Genomic DNA, 20,158 nt, shown 5'->3' on the forward strand with positions numbered 1-20,158 from the left:
AACCTACGCCTCATATAATCCTACGAGTTCTTTAATCTGAAAAATAGAAGTTTTAATTTCCTCAGGAAAGAGTTTTTGACTCTTTTTTCTCTCCAATATTTCAAGTTGACTTGATATTTCCTCAACGGTTGGACTAATTACAGTACCGGTACCAGAGGTTACATCTTCACCAATCCCTCCTAGACTGGAGGTTACAATCCAACAGCCACAAGCGGCAGCTTCTCGAGTCACCAAGCCAAAGCTTTCTGGCCAAGTAGAAGGAGCAAACAGGACATCAATTTGTCGATAGATATCGACAACCTTGTCTTGACTGGTACGCCCGATGAATCTGACTGGTACATTTCCCCAGAATTGGCGTGATTCATAGCCTTCTTCCTTGGAGTGGTCTACCACCAGAAATTCCATATTCTGTGGCTGTGTTTCCATGACGGCTTGTTTTAGAAGGAAATATCCCTTGTGCTCTGCCATCCCTCCCACATGGCCGCCTACGACACGCTTGGTATAGGCCGTATCCTTTGGGGCCCAAGGCAAGTCATCGGAGATGCCGTTGGGTATTACTTCGATGTCAGCGATATCATTCTTGCGGTAGATATCGGCAAACGCATTGGACACCGTGAGGACTTTATACGCACTACCCAGCAACCCCTTCAGATATAGCTTGCGCTCTACAGAGGCTTCTTGCGTGATACTCGGCGGTAGATCGATGGTCGCGAAGGGGTCCGGATGTCCTTCTGGATATACCGTGCCCTCATGATCTACCAGGAATTGGAAATCAGAGATCCACCACGCATCATGTGCCGTCACGATATAAGGTACCTTGGCGTCACGCGCAGCTTCTACGACAGAGCCTGTCAGGCGCTGTACACAGTGGAAGTGAACCATGTCAGGCTGTTCACACTCCAAGAATTCGGTGAACATCTGGTGCATGCGTTCATCCTTGGCATGCCAATCCATGTTCTCACGCCAAAGAGTCGTCGTACGATAGACACGAACTCCATTATGCCGATACATGCTCAATTGATGAGGAGTACGACATTCACTATCCGCGGTAAACACAACTAGTTCGAAGTCATCATCATAGTGCTTGCGCAGTGCCTTGAAGTTGTCGTCTACCACACGGGTAGCGCCACCGATGGATTGCGGCGGGAAGAAGACATTGACAAGGGCAATCTTGCGTTTCTTGCGAACCAGGACAGTTTTCCCGTCCCCTCCGTCGACGTGACTGGCACTCTCCATCAAGCGATTAGCGTGATCTTCCAGGCTAGAGACGAGTTGGCTACCCAGCACTTCGAGTGAATACTCATCGCGAGTGCGTTGTTGAGCCGCCTTGCCCATTGCATGACGTAGCGACTTGTCTTCAACCAAGCGAGTAATCGCAGATTCCCAATCATCTGCAGTCACCGCCAGGAAGGCATCTTCCCCATCGCGAATCACGTCGCGATAGTTCTGCGTACTGCTGACCACTGAGGGGACGCCATGACATGCCGCCTCAAACCATTTCAGTTCGGACTTGCACTCATTCATAACATCGTCATGCAGGACCGCCAGATTAATATCAGCGCGACGCAACAGGGACCAATAGCCCTGAACACTTTTCAAGGGAGGGATCAAGGAGAGTTGATTAGCGAAACGCTCAGTGAAGAACTTGGGTAGCTTCAGGTAGCCTACGACGACAAGGCGCAGGTGTGGATATTGATCGAGAAGCTTTACAATCGCCGGTAATGCAAGATCGATGAAGTCCTGATTGTGCGCTTGTGTCCCGCTTCCATAGAAGATGTCGAGTGTCTTCTTGGGAGAATCCAGTGGCTGGCTGAACTCATTAAGGCTATCCAGTCCATTGCGATGCAGCAGACATTCCTTGCCAAATACCAGTTTAGCAAGTCGCTCTTTCAAGGGTTCTGTCGATGCCAAGCCCAAACGACAATGACGCGCAGCCGCGTGAAACAGGGCCATACCACGCGTAAGTTCCTGGTACGTCTCCAGTGAGACATAACCACCATAGCTGGCAAGCGGCGGGGGATAGACGGGGTCAAAGATCAGGTCGTCTATTTCGTAGATACTGAGCTTGCCTACGGCATTGGTCTGGGCCATGGCCTTCAGAATCTTTGGCATAGCCGGCACACGGTAGAAAATGACAACGTCATGCGTGGCCAAGGCTTCAGCATGCTGGTCGATCTCGAGCCAGTTGATTGCGGTCACTTCCTTGCCGACGGCTTCCAGCTGTTCGACTTTCTGATTGATGCGATAGCGCTCGCACTGCGCGACATGGTAGTCGCCAACGATCAGGATTCTATCGAGGTTGAGGCTCGGCAAGATGACAGGATTCTCGCTTGTCCCGCAGGCGCGCAAATAGGCGTCGTAAACAACATCACTGAAGACATCAAATGCCCTGACAAGCTCCTCTCGATTGCCCTGTCCAACGTAGCTCAATAGCGCAGGGAATACGTTATTCCAGGCTTCTTCTGAAAACTCATCGAGCTTTTCATGTTGGAAAGTGAAGTCTCCATAAGCTTCCAACCCTTCTGCAAGACTGGTCAGTGCTTTCTCATATTGTTGAAGCCTGACAAGACAGGTAGCTCTATTGAAATAGAGCCATTTGGGCGGATTGCTCAACGCTTTTGCAGAATTGTAATATCCCAATGCAATCCTATTATGACCTTGATCAAGATAAAGATTGCCCAACAACTCCAAACTTGCAGAGAGACTGAAGAACGAATTAGAACTCTCCAGTAGCTTTTTCGCTTTTATCTTATCGCCAATCTCTAGATAATATCTTGCTATGCGCAGATAAAACTCTGCATTTTTCTGATTATCTTCGTAAAACGAAACAGGCACATTGATTTCCGCGGAGAATGTACCCAATACATCCTTGAGGGTTACGTCAATGCCCAGCGACGAGTTTAATTTACAGATTGTTGCATAATCAAAGTCATGTGAGACAATAACTTCTGGATAGCCGTGCCCTTTCAGCCATTGCGAGAGGGTGGCGATTCTCCCCTCTGGCTCTCCAAACATTTCATAATGCTTGTAGAGTTTCTTTGCTTTATGGAATTGGGTCTTCTCCAGGTCAGGATAAAGAGCAGTATAAAAAGCGTCATCGAAAGGCATCATCGACGGCGTATCCTGCGTCTGTTTGACCGTCTTGAAGTCAGTCGCACTTTTCTTTTCCGAACTATCAGTTACTGCGTTGACAGAATTTTCCTTGGCTTTGGTATCATCGGCTTTCAACATCAAACTCTTGGCATGCTCCCCCGAGCATACCCTGCCTTCAGGTTTGCCATAGTTGTGCCAATGATTGATGATCTGTGCATCTGACATCAATTTCAAATCATGGTAACGCGACTTATAATACTGCAAATCTAGCGCATGGTCTGTGACAACTTGATCTTTATTAGCTGTAGTTCCCTTGTCTGACATTTTCCGCTTCCTTACTTAATCGACTTAATCGACTTAATCGCGATGATCTTTAATGATAAGAACTAGCATACTGAATATGAAGCCAAGGAATATCATTACCAAAGCAAAGATCGTGACATTATAGAGTCGCTCAGGCTTTTCCGGATATTCTGGTAGTATCGGGCTTTGCAGAATACTGACCTGCTTGAGTTTACGTGAGGCTTCTATGCGCGTATTTTCCAGTGCCGCCAAGGCATTGGAGTATGACTGTTTGGCAAAATCTGCACGCAACTGCAAGGTCTCGTATTGGCTGGATACGCTGTTGAGCGCATTGCCGGACTGACGGGCCAAGCGTTCCTTTTCCAAATCAATCTGCTTCTTGATGGCGTTGATCTCGCTTTCGACACGCACCATCTCACTGGAACGCTGGCTCTGGTAGCTTGCCAACGCACTCTTGCGCGCTTTGTAGGTGGCCAGCTGGGCTTCCAGTGAGGAGACGACGGTGTTCAGACTTTCCACTGTCTGAGTCGGGGAGACCAGGCCATTCTTGTTTTGGTAATCCAGGAGGTCCTGCCGGGATTGCTCGAAGTTGTCTTCCAGCAGTGAAACCTGCTTATCGAGAAATTCCACCTGGTCTTCCGCAAGCCGCTGCCCCATTTGGTTCATGTGGCGCTCGCCCTCTTTCAGCAAGAGCTGAGCGAATTGCTGGGCAAATTCGGGCGTCCAAGCCTGGACTTCCACATTCAATACACCTGCATATTCATCCATCTCGACATTGATGCGTTTGAGATAGTAATCATGTAACTCTTCTATGGGAGCTTCAGCATTGTCCAATCGCGCGAAGAAGTCACCGTGTTGGCTATAATGGCCTCTAAAATCAAGTTGCTCCTGTACTTTCTTGAGCATATCAACGCTCATCAGGTATTCACGCAGCAACAGAAGATCGCTATCGGTTTGATTTCCCGATAACAGTGATCCAAAGTTGACTTCACTCGAACCGCTCACTTGAGGGCTTTCAAGTACTACCGTCGCCTTGGAGACATAGCGGTCGTCGGCCCAGGCCAGCCAGTAGAAACCGACGAGCACAATAGATAGTAGAACGACGGCCCATTGCGGATAGCGTTTGATAAATGAGGTCATGCGTATTCCCGTTGAAGGCGCTCACCGAGTGCACCGGCGGCAATGATGTGAAATCGATGGGGTCGTGTGATGCGTGCGCTTGGAGGCCGCGGGTACTGAACATTCCTGAGCCCCCCTCGCATAGCGAGGGTCACTCGCCTTACGTGTCTTCAGTGGGGCGCGAAGCCCTGGCTTGGCGAGATTCGATTTCCTCGCGTACTTCGTGCAGTGCCTCCCGTGCGGCACGCAGGGCGTCACCGTAGGGTTTCTTCTCACGTGGTGGCAGGGTCTCCGCGGCTTCCCGAGCTAGCTTGGCATCCTCCATCACGGCGCGACGTTCCTTGCGCAGCTTCTGCAATGCCTGCAGGGTCATCTTGTCGAGCTGAGGACCATCACAGTCTGCGTGATAGGCCTTGATAGCGTCGTGAACGCTGTCATACCAATGTGCCCGCCCTTCTTTCAGATAAATCCCGGCCTGACATAGCTCCTTCAGGATGCCTTCCCCATGCGAGACCATGATCAGACTGGCTTGGCCGACCTTGTCCTTGAAGGCCTTGGAGGCCTTGGCCTTGAAGGAGCGATCCCCCACTGCCGTCGCCTCATCTGAAAGATAGACATCGAAATCGAAGGCCAGAGACAACCCGAAGTTGAGGCGCGAGCGCATGCCAGAGGAGTAGGTGCGAATCGGCTCGTCGAACGCCGGGCCGATCTCGGCGAAGTCCTGCACGCGTTCGATGATGCTGTTGATGTCATATTCAGTGCCATGCATGCGCGCGACGAACTTGACGTTTTGGCGCCCTGTCATGCTGCTCTGCAGACCTGCGGCTAGACCTATCGGCCATGACACCTTGGAATGGCGTATCACCCGCCCCTTCTGGGGAGTATCCATGCCGGCAATCAAGCGTAGCAGCGTCGATTTTCCCGCGCCGTTAGCCCCCACCAATCCGACACTGACACCTGTCGGAATGATGAGATTGATATCCTTCAGCACCCAGTGATCATCACTCTGGCTGTAGTGCGAGTGGTAATAGCGCTTGGAGAGATTCTGGATTTCAATCATTCGCTTTTCAGGCGCTCCTTGAATCGCACGTGCATCAACAGCCCCAATGCCAAGCAGGACAGTATCCATGCCCAGAAATACGCCAGGCTAGTACCATGTACTACCTGATAACCATCAAAGAAACCATGACGGAGATACTCAAGTCCATGCACGATAGGATTGAACATCAAATATTCCAGCAGATAATGCGGTAGGCTATTGAGAGGCATGATGACACCGGACAGAATCAATAATGGCATATTTACCATACGAATGATCTTGGCCATCTCAGGCACCAGAGTTCCTATTACGGAGGTGAGTAATCCGAGTCCTAGCCCGAATAACCAGAGTGACAACCAGCCGCCAATGGCTTGGAAGCCATTGTCAGGGCGGAAGTCCGTGCTCAACATCAGCCCTCCCACCATGAACAGCAGGAAGATGACGGTACGAATCAATCCATCCAGCGCGTTGCGTACCAGTACACCATCTATCGGGTGTACCTGACGGTAGGCAAATAGCGCCTTGTTGGCATTGATGGCCCCCAGCCCTTGCTGCATCCCTTCCCTGACTAGGAAAAAACCCATCATTCCGACCAGCATCCAAGGGATGAACGGTGCATTCACAATGAGATTGTCACCTCGGATGAAGCTGCGAATACCGATCATCACAAGCAGCAACATTGCTGGCTCGGCAATCATCCAGAACCATCCCATGCGATCGGTCATGGTGCGCCCGATAGCCTCCCGCATGAACATGGCAAACCAGACGCTGCGCGTGACTGCCCAGGCAGAACGAGCCGTGGGCCCGCCCTGTACATGCATCGCATCAGATTTTCGATCAGATGAATTATCCGATGAGTTGGCGGCGTTTTTGTTCATGATTACAGGTCTAGCGCGATTTTTGTGGCGACGGCCACTTGGTAAAGAATCTGTGTGATACTTCCCGCCAGCTGAAGATTGTTGGTGGGGGGCGCCGGAAGTACGAGGATTTCATCTCCCGAACGAAGATTGACATCTTCGGCGTGACGCACCGCACCATTCTGACGTACCACCAGGATCTGGTCATCATCGGCATGTTGCGTGAACCCGCCCGCATTCTCGATATAATCCATCACGCTCAGACCGGGGGTATAGACAGCAGCTTGGGGTACGACGACTTCTCCACTGACCAACAAGGAATCGCTGACTTCGGGTAGGGTCACGACATCGCCGTCCTGCAACCTCACATCAGCAATTTCTCCATCATTTCGCGCGACAACCAGTCTGCCTGTTGGCTCTGTCTCGCGCGCCTTTTCCACGAACTGCTGGATGAGACTGGCTTCCTGCTCACGCGACGATGCTTCATTGCTGGTCGACGTCGGTGTGCCAAGGTAGGTCATTTCCAAGCGCCTGAGGCTCTCTTCCAACGATTTGGCTTGCTGTTCCTTCACGCTTTCACGTCGGATAGACACACTCTGATAATCGGTCAGCCCCTTTGGTACGCCGACGGCATTGAGCAATTCACCAAGATGCGCATCACGTGGTAGGGCATAACGCGAAGGGCCATAGAAGCTGCCTTCCAGTTGCACGACGATGGTCTCGTCACGCTGGTCGGCGCTGTAGAGCACCTCATCTCCGGCACGCACCTCCGCATCACGAAATTGTGCAATAGGCAGATAACGCGAAATTGGGCCGTCCGTGCGGGAGCCACGCAGTAAGACATGGGAGACACCGGCTTTCAGGCGGGCCAGCTTATTGACATCTTGACCGTTCAGCCGTGTGGAGGTGAGCTCGTAACGATAGTCACGCTCGACATCGCCAACGACACTGATGGCCGGACCACGTTCTTCGACGACGACAGTATCTCCATCGCGGAATTGCGGACGGGCAATCTCGCCATCGATCAGAAAGTCGTAAAGATCGACATTGCTGATGATGCGGCCGTTACGCTTAATCTTGATCGAGCGATAGCTGCCGAGTGACTGGTCAATCCCGCCGGCCTGGTCGAGGAAATACAGCATGGAGTCATTCGGGGTACCGGCATAACGGCCCGGATTCTTCACGTAACCGGTGACAAAGACACCGACTGGCTGAACCCCCTGCAGATTTGTGTAGACACTGACATTCTCGGGATAGACTTCCTGGATGGCAGCACGCACCTGGCCATCCAGCTGGGCATTGGAGATGCCCTGTACCTTCATCGGTCCGATTCCCGGCAGGAAGATGTTGCCCTGGGCATCGACCGACAGCACTGACTCGATTTCCACCCCACCCCAGACGCGCAGCGTGATCTGGTCGCCCGGCTTGATGGTGTAGTCGCTATTGAGGCCATCGGCGACCATGCCACGGAAACCACCGGTAAACAGGTTTTCACCAAACGGCGGCAGGGAATCCGGGTCTTTCTTTGAGTCGGTGGTGATCGGCCCATACGTTCCACTGCGCCAGTCAGCACGCGCCGAGTCATCCACCTTTTCAGTCTTCTCGGGAATGCTCGCAGCTTGTTCGCCACTGGTCAGGAAGGAACTGCTATCGAGCCCAACGGCCATCGCGGGGCTGGCGTTCAGGCACGCTACCGCCACCAGGCACCTGGCCCGGAACAAGAATCTGGAAATTGTCATTGGGCAAGGCCCCTCGTAATGCGGTGTTGGTCAGGCGGCTCAGTAGTGCATGACATCGCCTGACACCAGTGTCTTTTAAATCTGTCTAGCAAGTCTGTCTTTCTAACAAGTCTGTCTGGCCAACCTGCCTACCCAATCTGTCCAGCAAACCTGACTTGCATCGCCAGCAATCGAAGCGAGCGATCAATAGGCGCAGGCGCTTGTGGGAAACCATGTCACGCTGAGCGTCAGCGGGCGTCTTCCAACAATCCAACGATCAGACGCTGCGTCACCCAGGTGCCCTGTGTGGCAGCGCCCGTCTTGCTGGTGCGGCACGCGAGTTCCTTGCCGGGCAAGTCACGACCGTTGGAGACGGTCAGGTGACGACAGGTCAGGCCGCTAGCCGAGAAATAACGTTCGCCGGCGACCACTTCGACATTGCTGCCCCAGGGGCTGCTGGCCACGGACATAACGCCACCAATTGCAGCGGTATCCAGAAAGGCGGAAACATCCCCCGAGAGCGGCGCCGTACCGCGCAGGCTGGAAAGATTCTGGCTGCCACTGCCGGTCGATATCGGATAATCGGTGGCGCAACCAGCGATGAGGATCGCAAGACCCGCCGTTGCCGCGAAACGCACGACGCCCGGCAGGCGTTGCTTGAATTGGGATTGAGTCATATGAGGGTCCTGAAACTGCAAACGCCCCCACCTGACGGCGGGGGCTTATCAGCGGGAAAGAATCAGCCGATGACGTTGTAGTGCTTGAGCTGGCTGACCAGCTTCAGCGCGGTCTGCTCGAGACTCAGTTCACCGGTGTTGATCTCGATTTCCGGATTCTCCGGGGCTTCATACGGGGAGCTGATACCGGTGAAATCACTGATCTCGCCGGCACGCGCTTTGCGGTACAGACCCTTGGGGTCACGCTCTTCGCAGACGCTGATCGGTGTGTTGACGAAGACTTCGATGAACTCGTCAGTGCCGACCATGTCACGCACGGTCTGACGATCTGCCTGGAACGGCGAGATGAAGCTGACCAGGGTGATCATGCCGGCATCGACCATCAGCTTGGCGACTTCGCCGACACGACGGATGTTCTCGGCGCGATCATCCTCGCTGAAGCCGAGATCCCCACACAGGCCGTGACGCACGTTGTCGCCATCCAGCAGGTAGGTGTTGTAGCCCATGGCGAACAGCTGACGCTCCAGCGCGTTGGCGGCGGTGGACTTGCCGGCGCCGGACAGGCCGGTGAACCAGATGATGCACGGCTTCTGCTTGTTGCGTTCGGCGCGGCGCTGCTTGGTGACCGCCATGTCGTGCCACACGATGTTGCTGGCACTCAGGGTCTCCTTGACCATGCCCGCACCGATGGTGATGTTGGACAGACGATCAATGAACACGAAGCTGCCGGTATGTGGCGAACGCTGGTAGCTGTCCATAGCCAGCGGCTGGGTCAGTTCGACCTGCACGCGGGCGATGCCATTGAGCGGGATGTTCTCCGCTTCATTGCGCGCCATGGTGTTGACGTCTGTCTGGTGAATGATGCGCCCGACGCGGCCGATGACACTGGAGGTACCGAGCTTGAGCTCGTATTCCTTGCCGACCACCAGCGGGTTCTCGTGCATCCACACCACGTCCGCGGTGAAGGCGGTGCAGGGCTCCATGTCGGAATCCACCGCCACGATCATGTCGCCGCGCGAGATGTCGATCTCATCGGTCAGTGTCAGCGTGACAGCCTGGCCCGGCCAGGCGATGTCGAGATCGCCGTCGAAGGTGACGATGCGCTCGACCGTGGAGGTCTTGCCGGACGGCAGTACCTTGATCTGCTGCCCCGGTGAGACGGTGCCGGCGGCCAGGGTGCCGCAGTAACCACGGAAGTTGAGGTTCGGACGATTGACGTACTGCACCGGGAAGCGCAGATCGGTCAGGTTGCTGTCCTCGGTGACATCGACGGTCTCGAGGATGTCCATCAGCGGACGGGCTTCGTAGGCGGCATCGTCATACCACGGGGTATTGGCGCTGAGGGAGACGACGTTGTCGCCTTCCAGTGCGGACAGCGGCACGAAGCGGATATCCGGGACTTCCAGGTCCTTGGCGAACTCCTGATAGTCCGCGACGATCTCATCGAAGCGTTCCTGGGAGTAGTCGACGATATCCATCTTGTTGACCGCGACCACCAGGTGCTGGATGCCCAGCAGCGAGCAGATGTAGCTGTGACGGCGGGTCTGGGTCTGCACGCCGTAGCGCGCATCGATCAGGATGATCGCCAGGCTCGCGGTGGAGGCACCGGTGGCCATGTTGCGGGTGTACTGCTCGTGCCCCGGCGTATCAGCGATGATGAACTTGCGCTTGTCGGTGGAGAAGTAGCGGTAGGCGACATCGATGGTGATGCCCTGCTCACGCTCTGACTGCAGACCATCGACCAACAGCGCCAGATCTACTTTGCCGGTGGTGCCGCTCTTCTTGGAATCGCGGGTGATGGCGGCCAGCTGATCTTCGTAGATCATCTTGGAGTCATGAAGCAGACGACCGATCAGGGTCGACTTGCCGTCATCCACGCTGCCGCAGGTGATGAAACGCAGCAGATCTTTCTGCTCGTGTTCCTTGAGATAGGCTTCGATGTTTTCCGCGATCATCGTTGACTGGTGTGACACTGTCATTCTCCCTGAACACGGTCTGTCCGGCGCGAGCCTCCCATGAGACTTCCAGCGCTGCGAACATCCCGTATCCTGTCAATTTCGTTGAGTCTTGCTTGCCTGACATCGTGCAGTAGCCGTTATGGGCTAACGCAATACTGATGCGCCCGCCGCTTAGAAGTAGCCTTCGCGCTTCTTCTTCTCCATGGAGCCTGCCTGGTCGTGATCGATGGCACGCCCGGAGCGCTCGCTGGTACGGGTCAGCAGCATTTCCTGGATGATTTCCGGCAGGGTCGCGGCGGTGGATTCCACGGCGCCGGTCAGCGGGTAGCAGCCGAGGGTACGGAAACGCACGGACTTCATTTCCGGCACTTCGCCTTCTGCCAGCGGCAGACGGTCGTCGTCGACCATGATGTCGAGGCCATCACGCTTCACCACCGGACGCACGGCGGAGTAGTACAGCGGCACGATCTTGATGGACTCGAGGTAGATGTACTGCCAGATGTCCAGCTCGGTCCAATTGGAGAGCGGGAAGACACGGATGGACTCGCCCTTGTTGATCTTGGAGTTGTAGATATTCCACAGCTCCGGACGCTGGTTCTTGGGGTCCCAGCGGTGGTACTGGTCACGGAAGGAGTAGACACGCTCCTTGGCGCGTGAGGCTTCCTCGTCACGACGCGCACCGCCGAAGGCAGCATCGAAACCATGCTTGTCCAGCGCCTGCTTCAGCGACTGGGTCTTCATGATGTCGGTGTACTTGGCGCTGCCGTGCTCGAACGGATTGATGTTCGCCTCGACACCCTCCTGATTGATGTGCTCGATCAGCTCCATGCCGACTTCCGCGGCCATCTCGTCGCGGAACTTGATCATCTCCTGGAATTTCCAGGTAGTATTGACATGCATCAGGGGGAAAGGCGGCACGCCCGGCGCGAAGGCCTTGCGCGCCAGGTGCAGCATCACGGCGGAGTCCTTGCCGATGGAGTAGAGCATGACCGGATTGGAGAACTCGGCCGCCACTTCACGAATGATGTGAATGGACTCGGCCTCGAGCTGCTTGAGGTGGGTCTGACGTTCCGGCGTGATACCGAGTTTTTCAGCCGTGGAAGATGCTGTCATTACAGATTCCTTGAGATCACTCTGCTAGTTGTTCCTGCCCTCTTCACTCGCAGGTCGTATTTGAAGTCCAAAGGAGTGAAGAGAACACCTTGTTTTCTGACATGAGACTGACATGCACAGACGTCAGTCCTGTGACGTAGCGACTCATTACACACAGTCGCGCATCACGCCCAGGGGGCTGCCGGTCTGGCACATACGATGAAATAGGGATTCAGCACGCTATCGTGCTGGTTGTAGCGCAGCGCCTGGCGAGTCTCAGCATTGAGCACCTGCCCACCGGCAGCCTCGACGACGGCATGTGCCGCGCCGGTATCCCACTCACAAGTCGGGCCGAGGCGCGGGTAAAGATCTGCCGCCCCTTCCGCCACCAGGCACAGCTTCAGTGAGCTGCCCATGGCGACGATGTCACAGGTATGGAAATCGGCGACGAAGGCCTTGAAGTCATCGCTTTGGTGGGAGCGGCTGCCGACGATGCGCCAGCTGTCTTGCTCACCGGGCACATGAGCGACGGAAATCGCCTGGCGCTCGCCATCACCGACCTGCTTCTCGGAGATGGACGCTTGGCCCCCACTCTGCTGGGCACCCACATAAAGTGTCTCGATGGCCGGTGCATAGACGACGCCCATCGTCGGCACGCCCTGCTCGATCAGCGCGATATTAACGGTGAATTCGCCATTGCGCTTGATGAACTCCTTGGTGCCATCCAGCGGGTCCACTAACCAGTAACGCGACCACTCGCTGCGCACGTCCCAGCGAATGTCGGCATCTTCCTCGGACAGGATCGGCGTGGCGCCGAACTCAGCCTCCATCTCCTTGAGGCCCTCGACGATGACGGCATGTGCCGCACGGTCTGCCGTGGTCAGCGGGGAGTCGTCCGCCTTCATGTCGACAGTGAAGTCGCCACTCTCATAGATATCCATGATGGCGGCGCCGGCCTTGCGAGCAATCGACTCGAGCGCGGTCAACATCGCGCGTGTGGTACTTGCCGCAGTCGTGTCTGTCATGTGCCTTCCTGTGCGTATTGATGTCTTGTACTGAGGTGGATTGTGTCGCTAATGGCTGAGGTGGTACGCGCCTGTGCCGCCATCAGGGTTCTATTGTTTCAGCAGTGTTCTGCCAGCGGGGCCACACCGCCTCATCTGAAGAAGAGGCAAGAAACCTGCCATCACCACCTCCCGGGGTCCTTGATCTAACCAGTGAATGGCCAGATCACGGGGATCAGAACGACGGACGTCACCCCGACGATGAGACTCATCGGCAGCCCGACCTTCATATAATCCGAAACCTTGTAGCCACCGGGCCCCATCACCATCAGGTTGGTCTGATAACCCAAAGGCGTGAGGAAACTGGCTGATGCGGCAAACATGATGGCAATCGCATAGGGCATCAGGGAGACGCCCATCTGTTCGCTCACCGCCATGGCAATCGGGAACATAAGCACGGCGGCGGCATTGTTGGTGATGATTTCGGTGAAAAGTGTCGTGGTGAGATAGACCAACACCAGCATCAGGAAGGGAGAGCCACCGCCGAACTGCATCAACTGGTCAGCCACAATCTGGGCTGCACCACTATCGGTCATGGCCTGACCCAGTGCGAGGGCGGCGGCGATCACGACCAGCACGCTGCCATCGATGCTGGCACGCGCCTGGGCAGCAGGCAGACAGCCGGTGAAGACCATCAGAATGGCGGCAGCGACAGCGGCCTCGACGAGTTCGACCATGCCGGCCAGATGCGTGACGATCATCAGGCTCATGATGGCAAGCGCGATGGGCGCCTTGGTCAGGTTGGGCATGCCGTTGCCGTCCAGAGTGCTAACCAGCAGGAATTCACGGTTATAGCGGTGCAAGCGCGTGAAATCGGCCGCGGCTTCCAGCAGCAGGGTGTCCCCGGGGCGCAGCACGATATCCCCGACCTTGCTGTTGATGCGTTCACCATCCCGCGAGACAGCCAGCACTACGGAGTGATAGCGGGTACGAAAACGTGCTTCCTTGATACTCATCCCGACCACCGGCGAACTGGGCGCGATGACGGCTTCGACCATGCGACGCTGGTGATGGTCGAGATCCAGCCCGGCCGCATCGCTCTCGAGCCCGCGGAAGGCGCGGACTTCATGGGCGGTATCCGCTACACCGACGAAGATGAGGCGGTCGCCGGACTGCAGGATGGTGTCAGGCCCGACCATGGACAGCAGCTTGCCGGACCGTTCGATCTCGGCTAGGTAGCCGTACTGCAGACTGCGAAGCCCCGCCTCTTCGATGCTTTTGTCGTGCAGTGGCCCCTTGTCGGCGACGCGCATGGCCACGGAGTATTCGCGACCATTGCCAAGCTGCTCGACCAGGCCCTTGCGCTGCGGCAGGAATCGCCAACCCACCAACACCATCCAGAGCGTGCCCGCGATAAGCACCGGGATTCCCAGCGCAGTGATGTCGAAGATGCCAAGCCCGGGCTGCTTGGCCTGTGACTGCAACAGTCCATCCACCACCAGATTGGTACTGGTGCCGATCAAGGTACAGGTGCCGCCGAGAATGGCGGCATAGCTCATCGGCATCAGGAGACGGGAGGGAGAGATCTTCATGCGCGCGCACCAGCCCTGAACGAGACCAATGAACAGTGCGACCACGGGGGTATTGTTGAGAAAGGCACTTAACAGTGAAGTGATCGGCATCAAGCGTGCCAATGCAGAAGACGGTGAGGTGGGACGTCCGAGCAGACGCTCAAGCATCCAGCGCAACGCGCCAGTCTCCTGGACTCCGGCTGCCACCACGAAGAGTGCACCGATGGTCATGATCCCCGGATTGGCGAAACCGGACAGGAAGGTGGTGGGAGAAATGACTCCCAACAGGATCAGCAGCACGGCAGCTGCCATCATCAGCCACTCAGCGGGCCATCGGTTCCAGATCAGTCCTGCCAACACACCTATCGTGACGACGAGTGTAATGACAGCATCCATGTGCTGCGTGATATCCATCTACAGATGTTCCCTTGGCATCCTGCCGCTTCTCGTCTCTGCTCAGCCCGTTCATTCATGAGTGCTTGACCCACCGAGCTTGCCGAGGAGACATTCTCTATCGAAGCGGGACACATTAGCAGCAAATCTCATGCCACTAAAGCATGCAGTTAATAAGACTAACATGAGGCAAAACGCTCAGACTAATCATTCGCCTGCTACCAGCTTCATCCACGAAGACTTTGATTGAATTCATCCGTCACTTTGCGTACTTTCCCTATTTGCGGACTCTGCGTCAACGGTAATACTGCAAGAACGGCAATGACATCACCATCACCACGAGTGAGCAGTCACTTTTTCACAGTGCAACGGATATCTTGCATGCTGGTCGCAATCAAAAAACACAGATGGTGGCTTTTCATGCAGTCTCGCTGCACCTCTCACGCGGCCCCTTCGAATCGTCGCCTCCCCCCAATATGCGGGGCTTCCCGGCAGACACTGTGTTTTTCACGTGGAATCTTTCGCCAGCCTCACCTTGAGGTTTTCATTCCGGAGCTATTGCCACTGAAGAAGGTCGGCATTGCGGCATCTCTCGGCGTGGCATGCCGTCCGCCTGCATGTCACTGCACCTCGTGTCGCCCGAAAAACGCCATCACTACCACACATGCGCCCGGGAAAAATGTAACAAAATTACCACTTTTTACCTTTTTACTTCGCCATAAAACAACGCCTACCAAGGCCCCCCCCCCCTCTTCGGCATTCGCCTTTAGTAGTAAAAAAAATACTAATGTATGCGATATTTTCCGCACTAACTTTAGCGCTGTTGTCGGATGGGGCCATAAGGTAACGGCGGCCCATGCTCGCGCGTATGCCAATAAACATATGCTGCCCTATATCGCACTGGAAGACGGCTTCGTGCGCTCACTCACGCTGGCAAGCGCTGGCTATCCCGCCATGTCAATGGTGGTTGATCATCAGGGTATCTATTACGACGCCCACCAGCCGAGCGACCTAGAGCAACTGATTCATGAGGCGCCTGGGCGCCAGAACGAAACGCTTCTGATGCGTGCACGTAACGGCATGCAACTTCTACGCCATCAGCGCCTGAGCAAGTACAACCATGCTCCGGAGCGGCAGCTGCCCGCCAAGAAGAAGATGCGTCGCGTGCTGGTGGTGGACCAGACATCCGGCGATGCCTCGATAGAAGGCGGCATGGCAACGCAGGCGACCTTTCTCGACATGCTGAGAGAAGTCTGCGCTGAGCCCGAGACCGAAGTGTGGGTGAAGACGCACCCGGATGTGATCGCCGGCAAGAAGCAGGGCTATCTGGTGGAAGAGGCGCGCCGACAGGGGTGTACTTTGCTCAGCGACGACATCAATCCCTGGTCGCTCTTCGACCAGGTGGACGCCGTGCATGTGGTGACCAGCCAGCTGGGCTTCGAGGCGCTGCTGGCCGGCCTACCGGTGACCTGTCATGGCCTGCCCTTCTATGCCGGCTGGGGGCTGACCGAGGATCGCCAAGCATGCGAGCGCCGCGGCGAATCACGCCGTCTGGAACAGGTCTTCGCCGCGGCGTACCTCGAGTATTCTCGCTATGCCAACCCCTACACGGGAGAGCGCGCTTCGCTGGAGGAGGTCCTTCAGCTGCTGGCAGACCAGAAACGCCAGAGTGAATATATGGCAGGCCATTGGATCGCACCTGGCTACTCGCGCTGGAAGCGTGGGTTCTTGCCAGCATTTCTCGGCCCTTGGGCAAGATGCGATTTCACTCGCCGAGAGTCTCAAGCGCTGGAGACGCTCACTAACGCCACCTCCGCGCAGTCTTCTCCCTCTCGCGTTCTCAGCTGGGCCAGCAGGACCACACCGGGATTCGTCAAATCAGTCAAAAATCTGGGAGGCGATCTCTGGCACATCGAAGACGGTTTTCTGCGCTCGATCGGTTTGGGGGTGGATCTCGCCCGCCCCCTGTCTTTGATCGTCGACGACAAGGCGATGCATTTCGATGCCCAGCGTGCCAGCACGCTGGAGAACTGGCTTGAGTACCACGAGTTTGACGACGCCGAACTTGCGCGTGCGCGGCGTCTGCGGGAGCGCATCGTTGCGCTTGGGCTGAGCAAGTACAATGCAGAACATGACACCCTGCTTGACCTGCGAGCCCTGGCCGGCGAGCGCGAGATCGTGCTGGTGGTCGGCCAGGTGGAGTCGGACGCCTCGATCCGTCATGCCTGCCCGGGCATCAAGACCCACCTTGAGCTGCTGGAAGCGGCGCGGGAATTGCATCCTGATGCCTACATGATCTACAAACCGCATCCTGACGTTGTCTCTGGTGGGCGGCGTGGGGAGATGTCCGGCGAGAACACGCCAGAGGACCTGGTGTTGACCTCGGGAGATATCTGCCAGCTGTTCGAACAGGTCGATCATGTCCACACGCTGTGTTCCCTGGCGGGCTTCGAGGCACTGTTGCGCGGAGTGGAAGTCACGACTCACGGACTGCCCTTCTATGCCGGCTGGGGGCTGACCCATGATCGCGTCAGCTGTGAACGTCGCACACGGCGCCTGAGTCTGGATGCGCTGGTGGCGGGTGCCCTGATCGAGTACCCACTATACGTGGACCCAGTGTACGGGCATCACTGCAACGCCGAGACGGTTGTCACGATTCTGGAACAACAGCGCGCCATGCTGAGAAATGGCGGCAACAACTATTCGCTGCCTTGGAAAACAAGGCTCTACCGCAGCTATCGCGCACTCTTCATCGGAAAGCACTGACCTATGCGACAAGGAAGTCTAGCGTTACCGATCAACAGTTCGCCATTCTCAAGCTTATCGCTTGCAGAAGAGCTTGACAGCGCAATAGATAATGATGCGTCAAAACTTCCCTTGCGCTTCAAGCTGTCAGAAGACGGTAACTTGGTACATCCCTCTCCTACTGCATTAACTTCAGGACAAGCTCCCACGTCGACATCACACCACTTTGGCAAGCATCCAAGCTTTGGACGACGTAGGGTCTTCCTTTTGCTGCAAGGGGTCTGCTCGCCCTTCTTCCTGCATCTAGCACACAGGCTCAAGCGGGATGGTCACGAGGTCATCAAGGTCAACTTCAACAGTGGTGACAGCTTCTACTGGCGTCACGAAAAGGCCTACGCCTATCGAGGCCGGAGTGAAGACCTCGGCGAATGGATCGCCGAACTATGGCGCAAGCACCATGTGACGGATCAGGTCCTGTTTGGGGATCGTCGTCCTGTGCATCGGGCCGCTGTACTCAAGGCGGAATACTTCGGGATTCGCACCCATGTCTTCGAGGAAGGCTACTTCCGTCCTTTCTGGGTGACGCTGGAGCGCGAGGGCGTCAATGGCCACTCCCTGTTGCCGCGAGACCCAGACTGGTTCCGTGAGGTGGGCAGGCAGCTAGACGACGCCCCAACACCTCAACGCTTCAAGTCTTCCTTCTGGGAACGTGCTCGTCACGATATGACCTATCATCTAGCGGGTGCCGCCAATCCACTGCTGTTCCCACGCTATCGACCACATAGTATCAATGCTGCAGAAGAGTACTGTGGCTATGCGACACGCCTACCGTTGATGCGCTGGTATAAGCGACGGGATGCCGGGCGCATCGAACAGCTGATGCATAGTGGCGCCCCTTTTTATCTACTACCGCTACAGCTCAATACTGATGCCCAGATTCGGCATCACTCACGCTTCTCCAATATGCAGGAGGTCATCCAACGGGTGATGAAGAGCTTTGCTTTGAACGCACCACTCGGCGCGCGCTTGGTGATCAAGAACCATCCACTGGACATGGGGCTCGTAGACTATCCGAAGCTAATTCGTAAACTTGAGCGCCGGTATGATGTGATCGGCCGCATCATCTATCTGGAAAGCGGAAACCTTGAGCACCTGCTGCAGCATGCAAAGGGAATGATCACCGTCAACAGCACCGCTGGAAACGTTGCGTTGCAATATCGATGTCCAACCTACTGCATGGGTGATCCGATCTTCAATCTGCCCGGCCTGACCTTCCAGGGGGCATTGCATGAATTCTGGGCCTATGGCGAGAAGCCAGATACAACGCTGTTTCGGCAATTCCGCAATACTGTCATCCATACCGTTCAACTCAATGGGGGGTTCTACAGTAAGCCTGGCATGGAACTCGCGGTTACTGGAGCCTCGAAGATACTGTGTGCGGAACGCTCGCCATTGGAGCAAATGTTGAGTCGCTGCTAAGCCTCTGTACTGTAGCCCTAGTCATTGAACTGGAGTCACTGGCAGGGAGCCATTGTCGACTGTGAGAGCTTGTATGACGCTTTGGAGAAATCCCCCTGTAGTCACGCCCCGTGTCTACCTCTGGGCCTCAAAAGAACGACCATAAACAACGCAAGGGAACTGCCGACCGAGAGTGTCGGGATTCAAGGGAGACGAGCATGACGGCAATGCCCCCGCAGCAGCCTGACACCCAAGCACCGTCCGCACGGGATGACACCACGACCACCGAGCAGCGTGAAGGAAAGCAAGGTCTAGATAGCGCACCGCAGCAGAATTCGCGTCCCGCCACTGCCCTGCGCCGCGTGCTGATCACGGGCGCGACCGGCGAGATCGGCGGTGCGCTCGCGCGCGCCTATGCCGCCCGTGGCACCACGCTGATCCTCACCGGTCGCAAGCAGCGCAAGCTGGATGCCATTGCCGGCGAATGTCGCGCACTGGGTGCCGAGGTGGAGTGCACGGTACTCAACCTGTGCGATGAAGAGACACTCTTCACCTGGCTGGATGAGGTCTGCGCATACGGGGTACCGGACATCGCCATCGCCAATGCCGGCATGAACACCGACATCGGCCCCCAGGGCAATGGCGAGCGCTGGGAAGACGCGCGTCGCCTGCTGCAGACCAACGTGGTGGGCACCTTCGGCATGGCGCATCATCTGGCCATGGCGATGAAGGCGCGAGGCAGCGGCCAACTGGTGCTGCTCAGCTCGCTTGCCGCTTGGCACGGCCTGGCACTCACGCCGAGCTACAGCGGTAGCAAGGCAGCAGTCAAAGCCTACGGGGAAGGACTGAGAAGCTGGCTAAAACCGTTCGGGGTCGGCGTGACGGTGGTGATGCCCGGCTATGTTACCTCCCCGATGTGTGAATCGATGCCGGGCCCCAAACCTTTCGAGATGCCTGCCGAGCAAGCCGCACGCCGTATTCTCAAGGGTGCGGCACGCAACCGGGCACGTATCAGCTTCCCCTTCCCGCTCAATTTCGGCTGCTGGTGGCTCAGTGTGCTGCCAGCCGGTATCTCACAGCGTCTGCTGGGATGGTTCAATTACACTCACTGAATGGCTGCCTCCCCCGCCC

At 56.2% G+C, this 20,158-nt stretch carries 13 protein-coding genes; 3 read left to right on the forward strand and 10 right to left on the reverse strand.

Annotation, left to right across the window (positions count from 1 at the left end):
- Window positions 1–3 precede the first annotated feature (3 nt).
- From BOH68_RS10605 to BOH68_RS10650, 10 genes are all read right to left on the reverse strand, one after another.
- Window positions 4–3,417 (reverse strand): glycosyltransferase, encoded by a 3,414-nt coding sequence (locus tag BOH68_RS10605; RefSeq protein ID WP_077373692.1) that lies wholly within the window; start codon window positions 3,415–3,417, stop codon window positions 4–6.
- 33 nt (window positions 3,418–3,450) lie between these two features.
- Window positions 3,451–4,536 (reverse strand): chain-length determining protein, encoded by a 1,086-nt coding sequence (locus BOH68_RS10610; RefSeq protein ID WP_077373695.1) that lies wholly within the window; start codon window positions 4,534–4,536, stop codon window positions 3,451–3,453.
- 139 nt (window positions 4,537–4,675) lie between these two features.
- Window positions 4,676–5,575: an ABC transporter ATP-binding protein gene (locus BOH68_RS10615; protein ID WP_077373698.1), complete on the reverse strand. Its 900-nt coding sequence runs from the start codon at window positions 5,573–5,575 to the stop codon at window positions 4,676–4,678.
- The gene (locus BOH68_RS10620; RefSeq protein WP_308457325.1) at window positions 5,572–6,432 is read right to left on the reverse strand and encodes an ABC transporter permease; all 861 of its coding nucleotides are present in this window, start codon (window positions 6,430–6,432) and stop codon (window positions 5,572–5,574) included. Before BOH68_RS10620 ends, BOH68_RS10615 begins: the two co-directional genes overlap by 4 nt.
- A gap of 2 nt (window positions 6,433–6,434) precedes the next feature.
- On the reverse strand, window positions 6,435–8,150 hold the full coding sequence (locus BOH68_RS10625) for a polysaccharide biosynthesis/export family protein (protein WP_077373701.1): 1,716 nt from the start codon (window positions 8,148–8,150) through the stop codon (window positions 6,435–6,437).
- Window positions 8,151–8,377: 227 nt separating this feature from the next.
- The gene (locus BOH68_RS10630) at window positions 8,378–8,806 is read right to left on the reverse strand and encodes a DVU3141 family protein (protein ID WP_077373704.1); all 429 of its coding nucleotides are present in this window, start codon (window positions 8,804–8,806) and stop codon (window positions 8,378–8,380) included.
- Between the two features lie 62 nt (window positions 8,807–8,868).
- On the reverse strand, window positions 8,869–10,779 hold the full coding sequence (cysN, locus tag BOH68_RS10635; RefSeq protein WP_077373707.1) for a sulfate adenylyltransferase subunit CysN: 1,911 nt from the start codon (window positions 10,777–10,779) through the stop codon (window positions 8,869–8,871).
- 156 nt (window positions 10,780–10,935) lie between these two features.
- Window positions 10,936–11,877, reverse strand: coding sequence for a sulfate adenylyltransferase subunit CysD (gene cysD / locus BOH68_RS10640; protein WP_077373710.1), 942 nt, complete (start codon window positions 11,875–11,877; stop codon window positions 10,936–10,938).
- Window positions 11,878–12,041: 164 nt separating this feature from the next.
- Window positions 12,042–12,881: a 3'(2'),5'-bisphosphate nucleotidase CysQ gene (cysQ, locus tag BOH68_RS10645; RefSeq protein WP_258038195.1), complete on the reverse strand. Its 840-nt coding sequence runs from the start codon at window positions 12,879–12,881 to the stop codon at window positions 12,042–12,044.
- 185 nt (window positions 12,882–13,066) lie between these two features.
- A complete protein-coding gene (locus BOH68_RS10650; protein ID WP_308457326.1) occupies window positions 13,067–14,845 on the reverse strand; it encodes an SLC13 family permease in 1,779 nt (592 codons plus the stop codon).
- A 399-nt stretch (window positions 14,846–15,244) separates the two neighbouring features.
- Here BOH68_RS10650 and BOH68_RS10655 point away from each other — a divergent pair, with 399 nt between their 5' ends.
- From BOH68_RS10655 to BOH68_RS10665, 3 genes are all read left to right on the forward strand, one after another.
- Complete coding sequence (locus BOH68_RS10655; protein WP_077375517.1) at window positions 15,245–17,590, forward strand: capsular polysaccharide export protein, LipB/KpsS family; 2,346 nt, start codon at window positions 15,245–15,247, stop codon at window positions 17,588–17,590.
- Between the two features lie 3 nt (window positions 17,591–17,593).
- The gene (locus tag BOH68_RS10660) at window positions 17,594–19,048 is read left to right on the forward strand and encodes a capsule biosynthesis protein (RefSeq protein WP_077373713.1); all 1,455 of its coding nucleotides are present in this window, start codon (window positions 17,594–17,596) and stop codon (window positions 19,046–19,048) included.
- 197 nt (window positions 19,049–19,245) lie between these two features.
- The gene (locus BOH68_RS10665; protein ID WP_258038197.1) at window positions 19,246–20,139 is read left to right on the forward strand and encodes an SDR family NAD(P)-dependent oxidoreductase; all 894 of its coding nucleotides are present in this window, start codon (window positions 19,246–19,248) and stop codon (window positions 20,137–20,139) included.
- Window positions 20,140–20,158 lie beyond the last annotated feature (19 nt).

This window comes from Cobetia sp. MM1IDA2H-1 (assembly GCF_002916775.2).
GTDB classification, from domain to species: Bacteria; Pseudomonadota; Gammaproteobacteria; order Pseudomonadales; family Halomonadaceae; genus Cobetia; species Cobetia marina.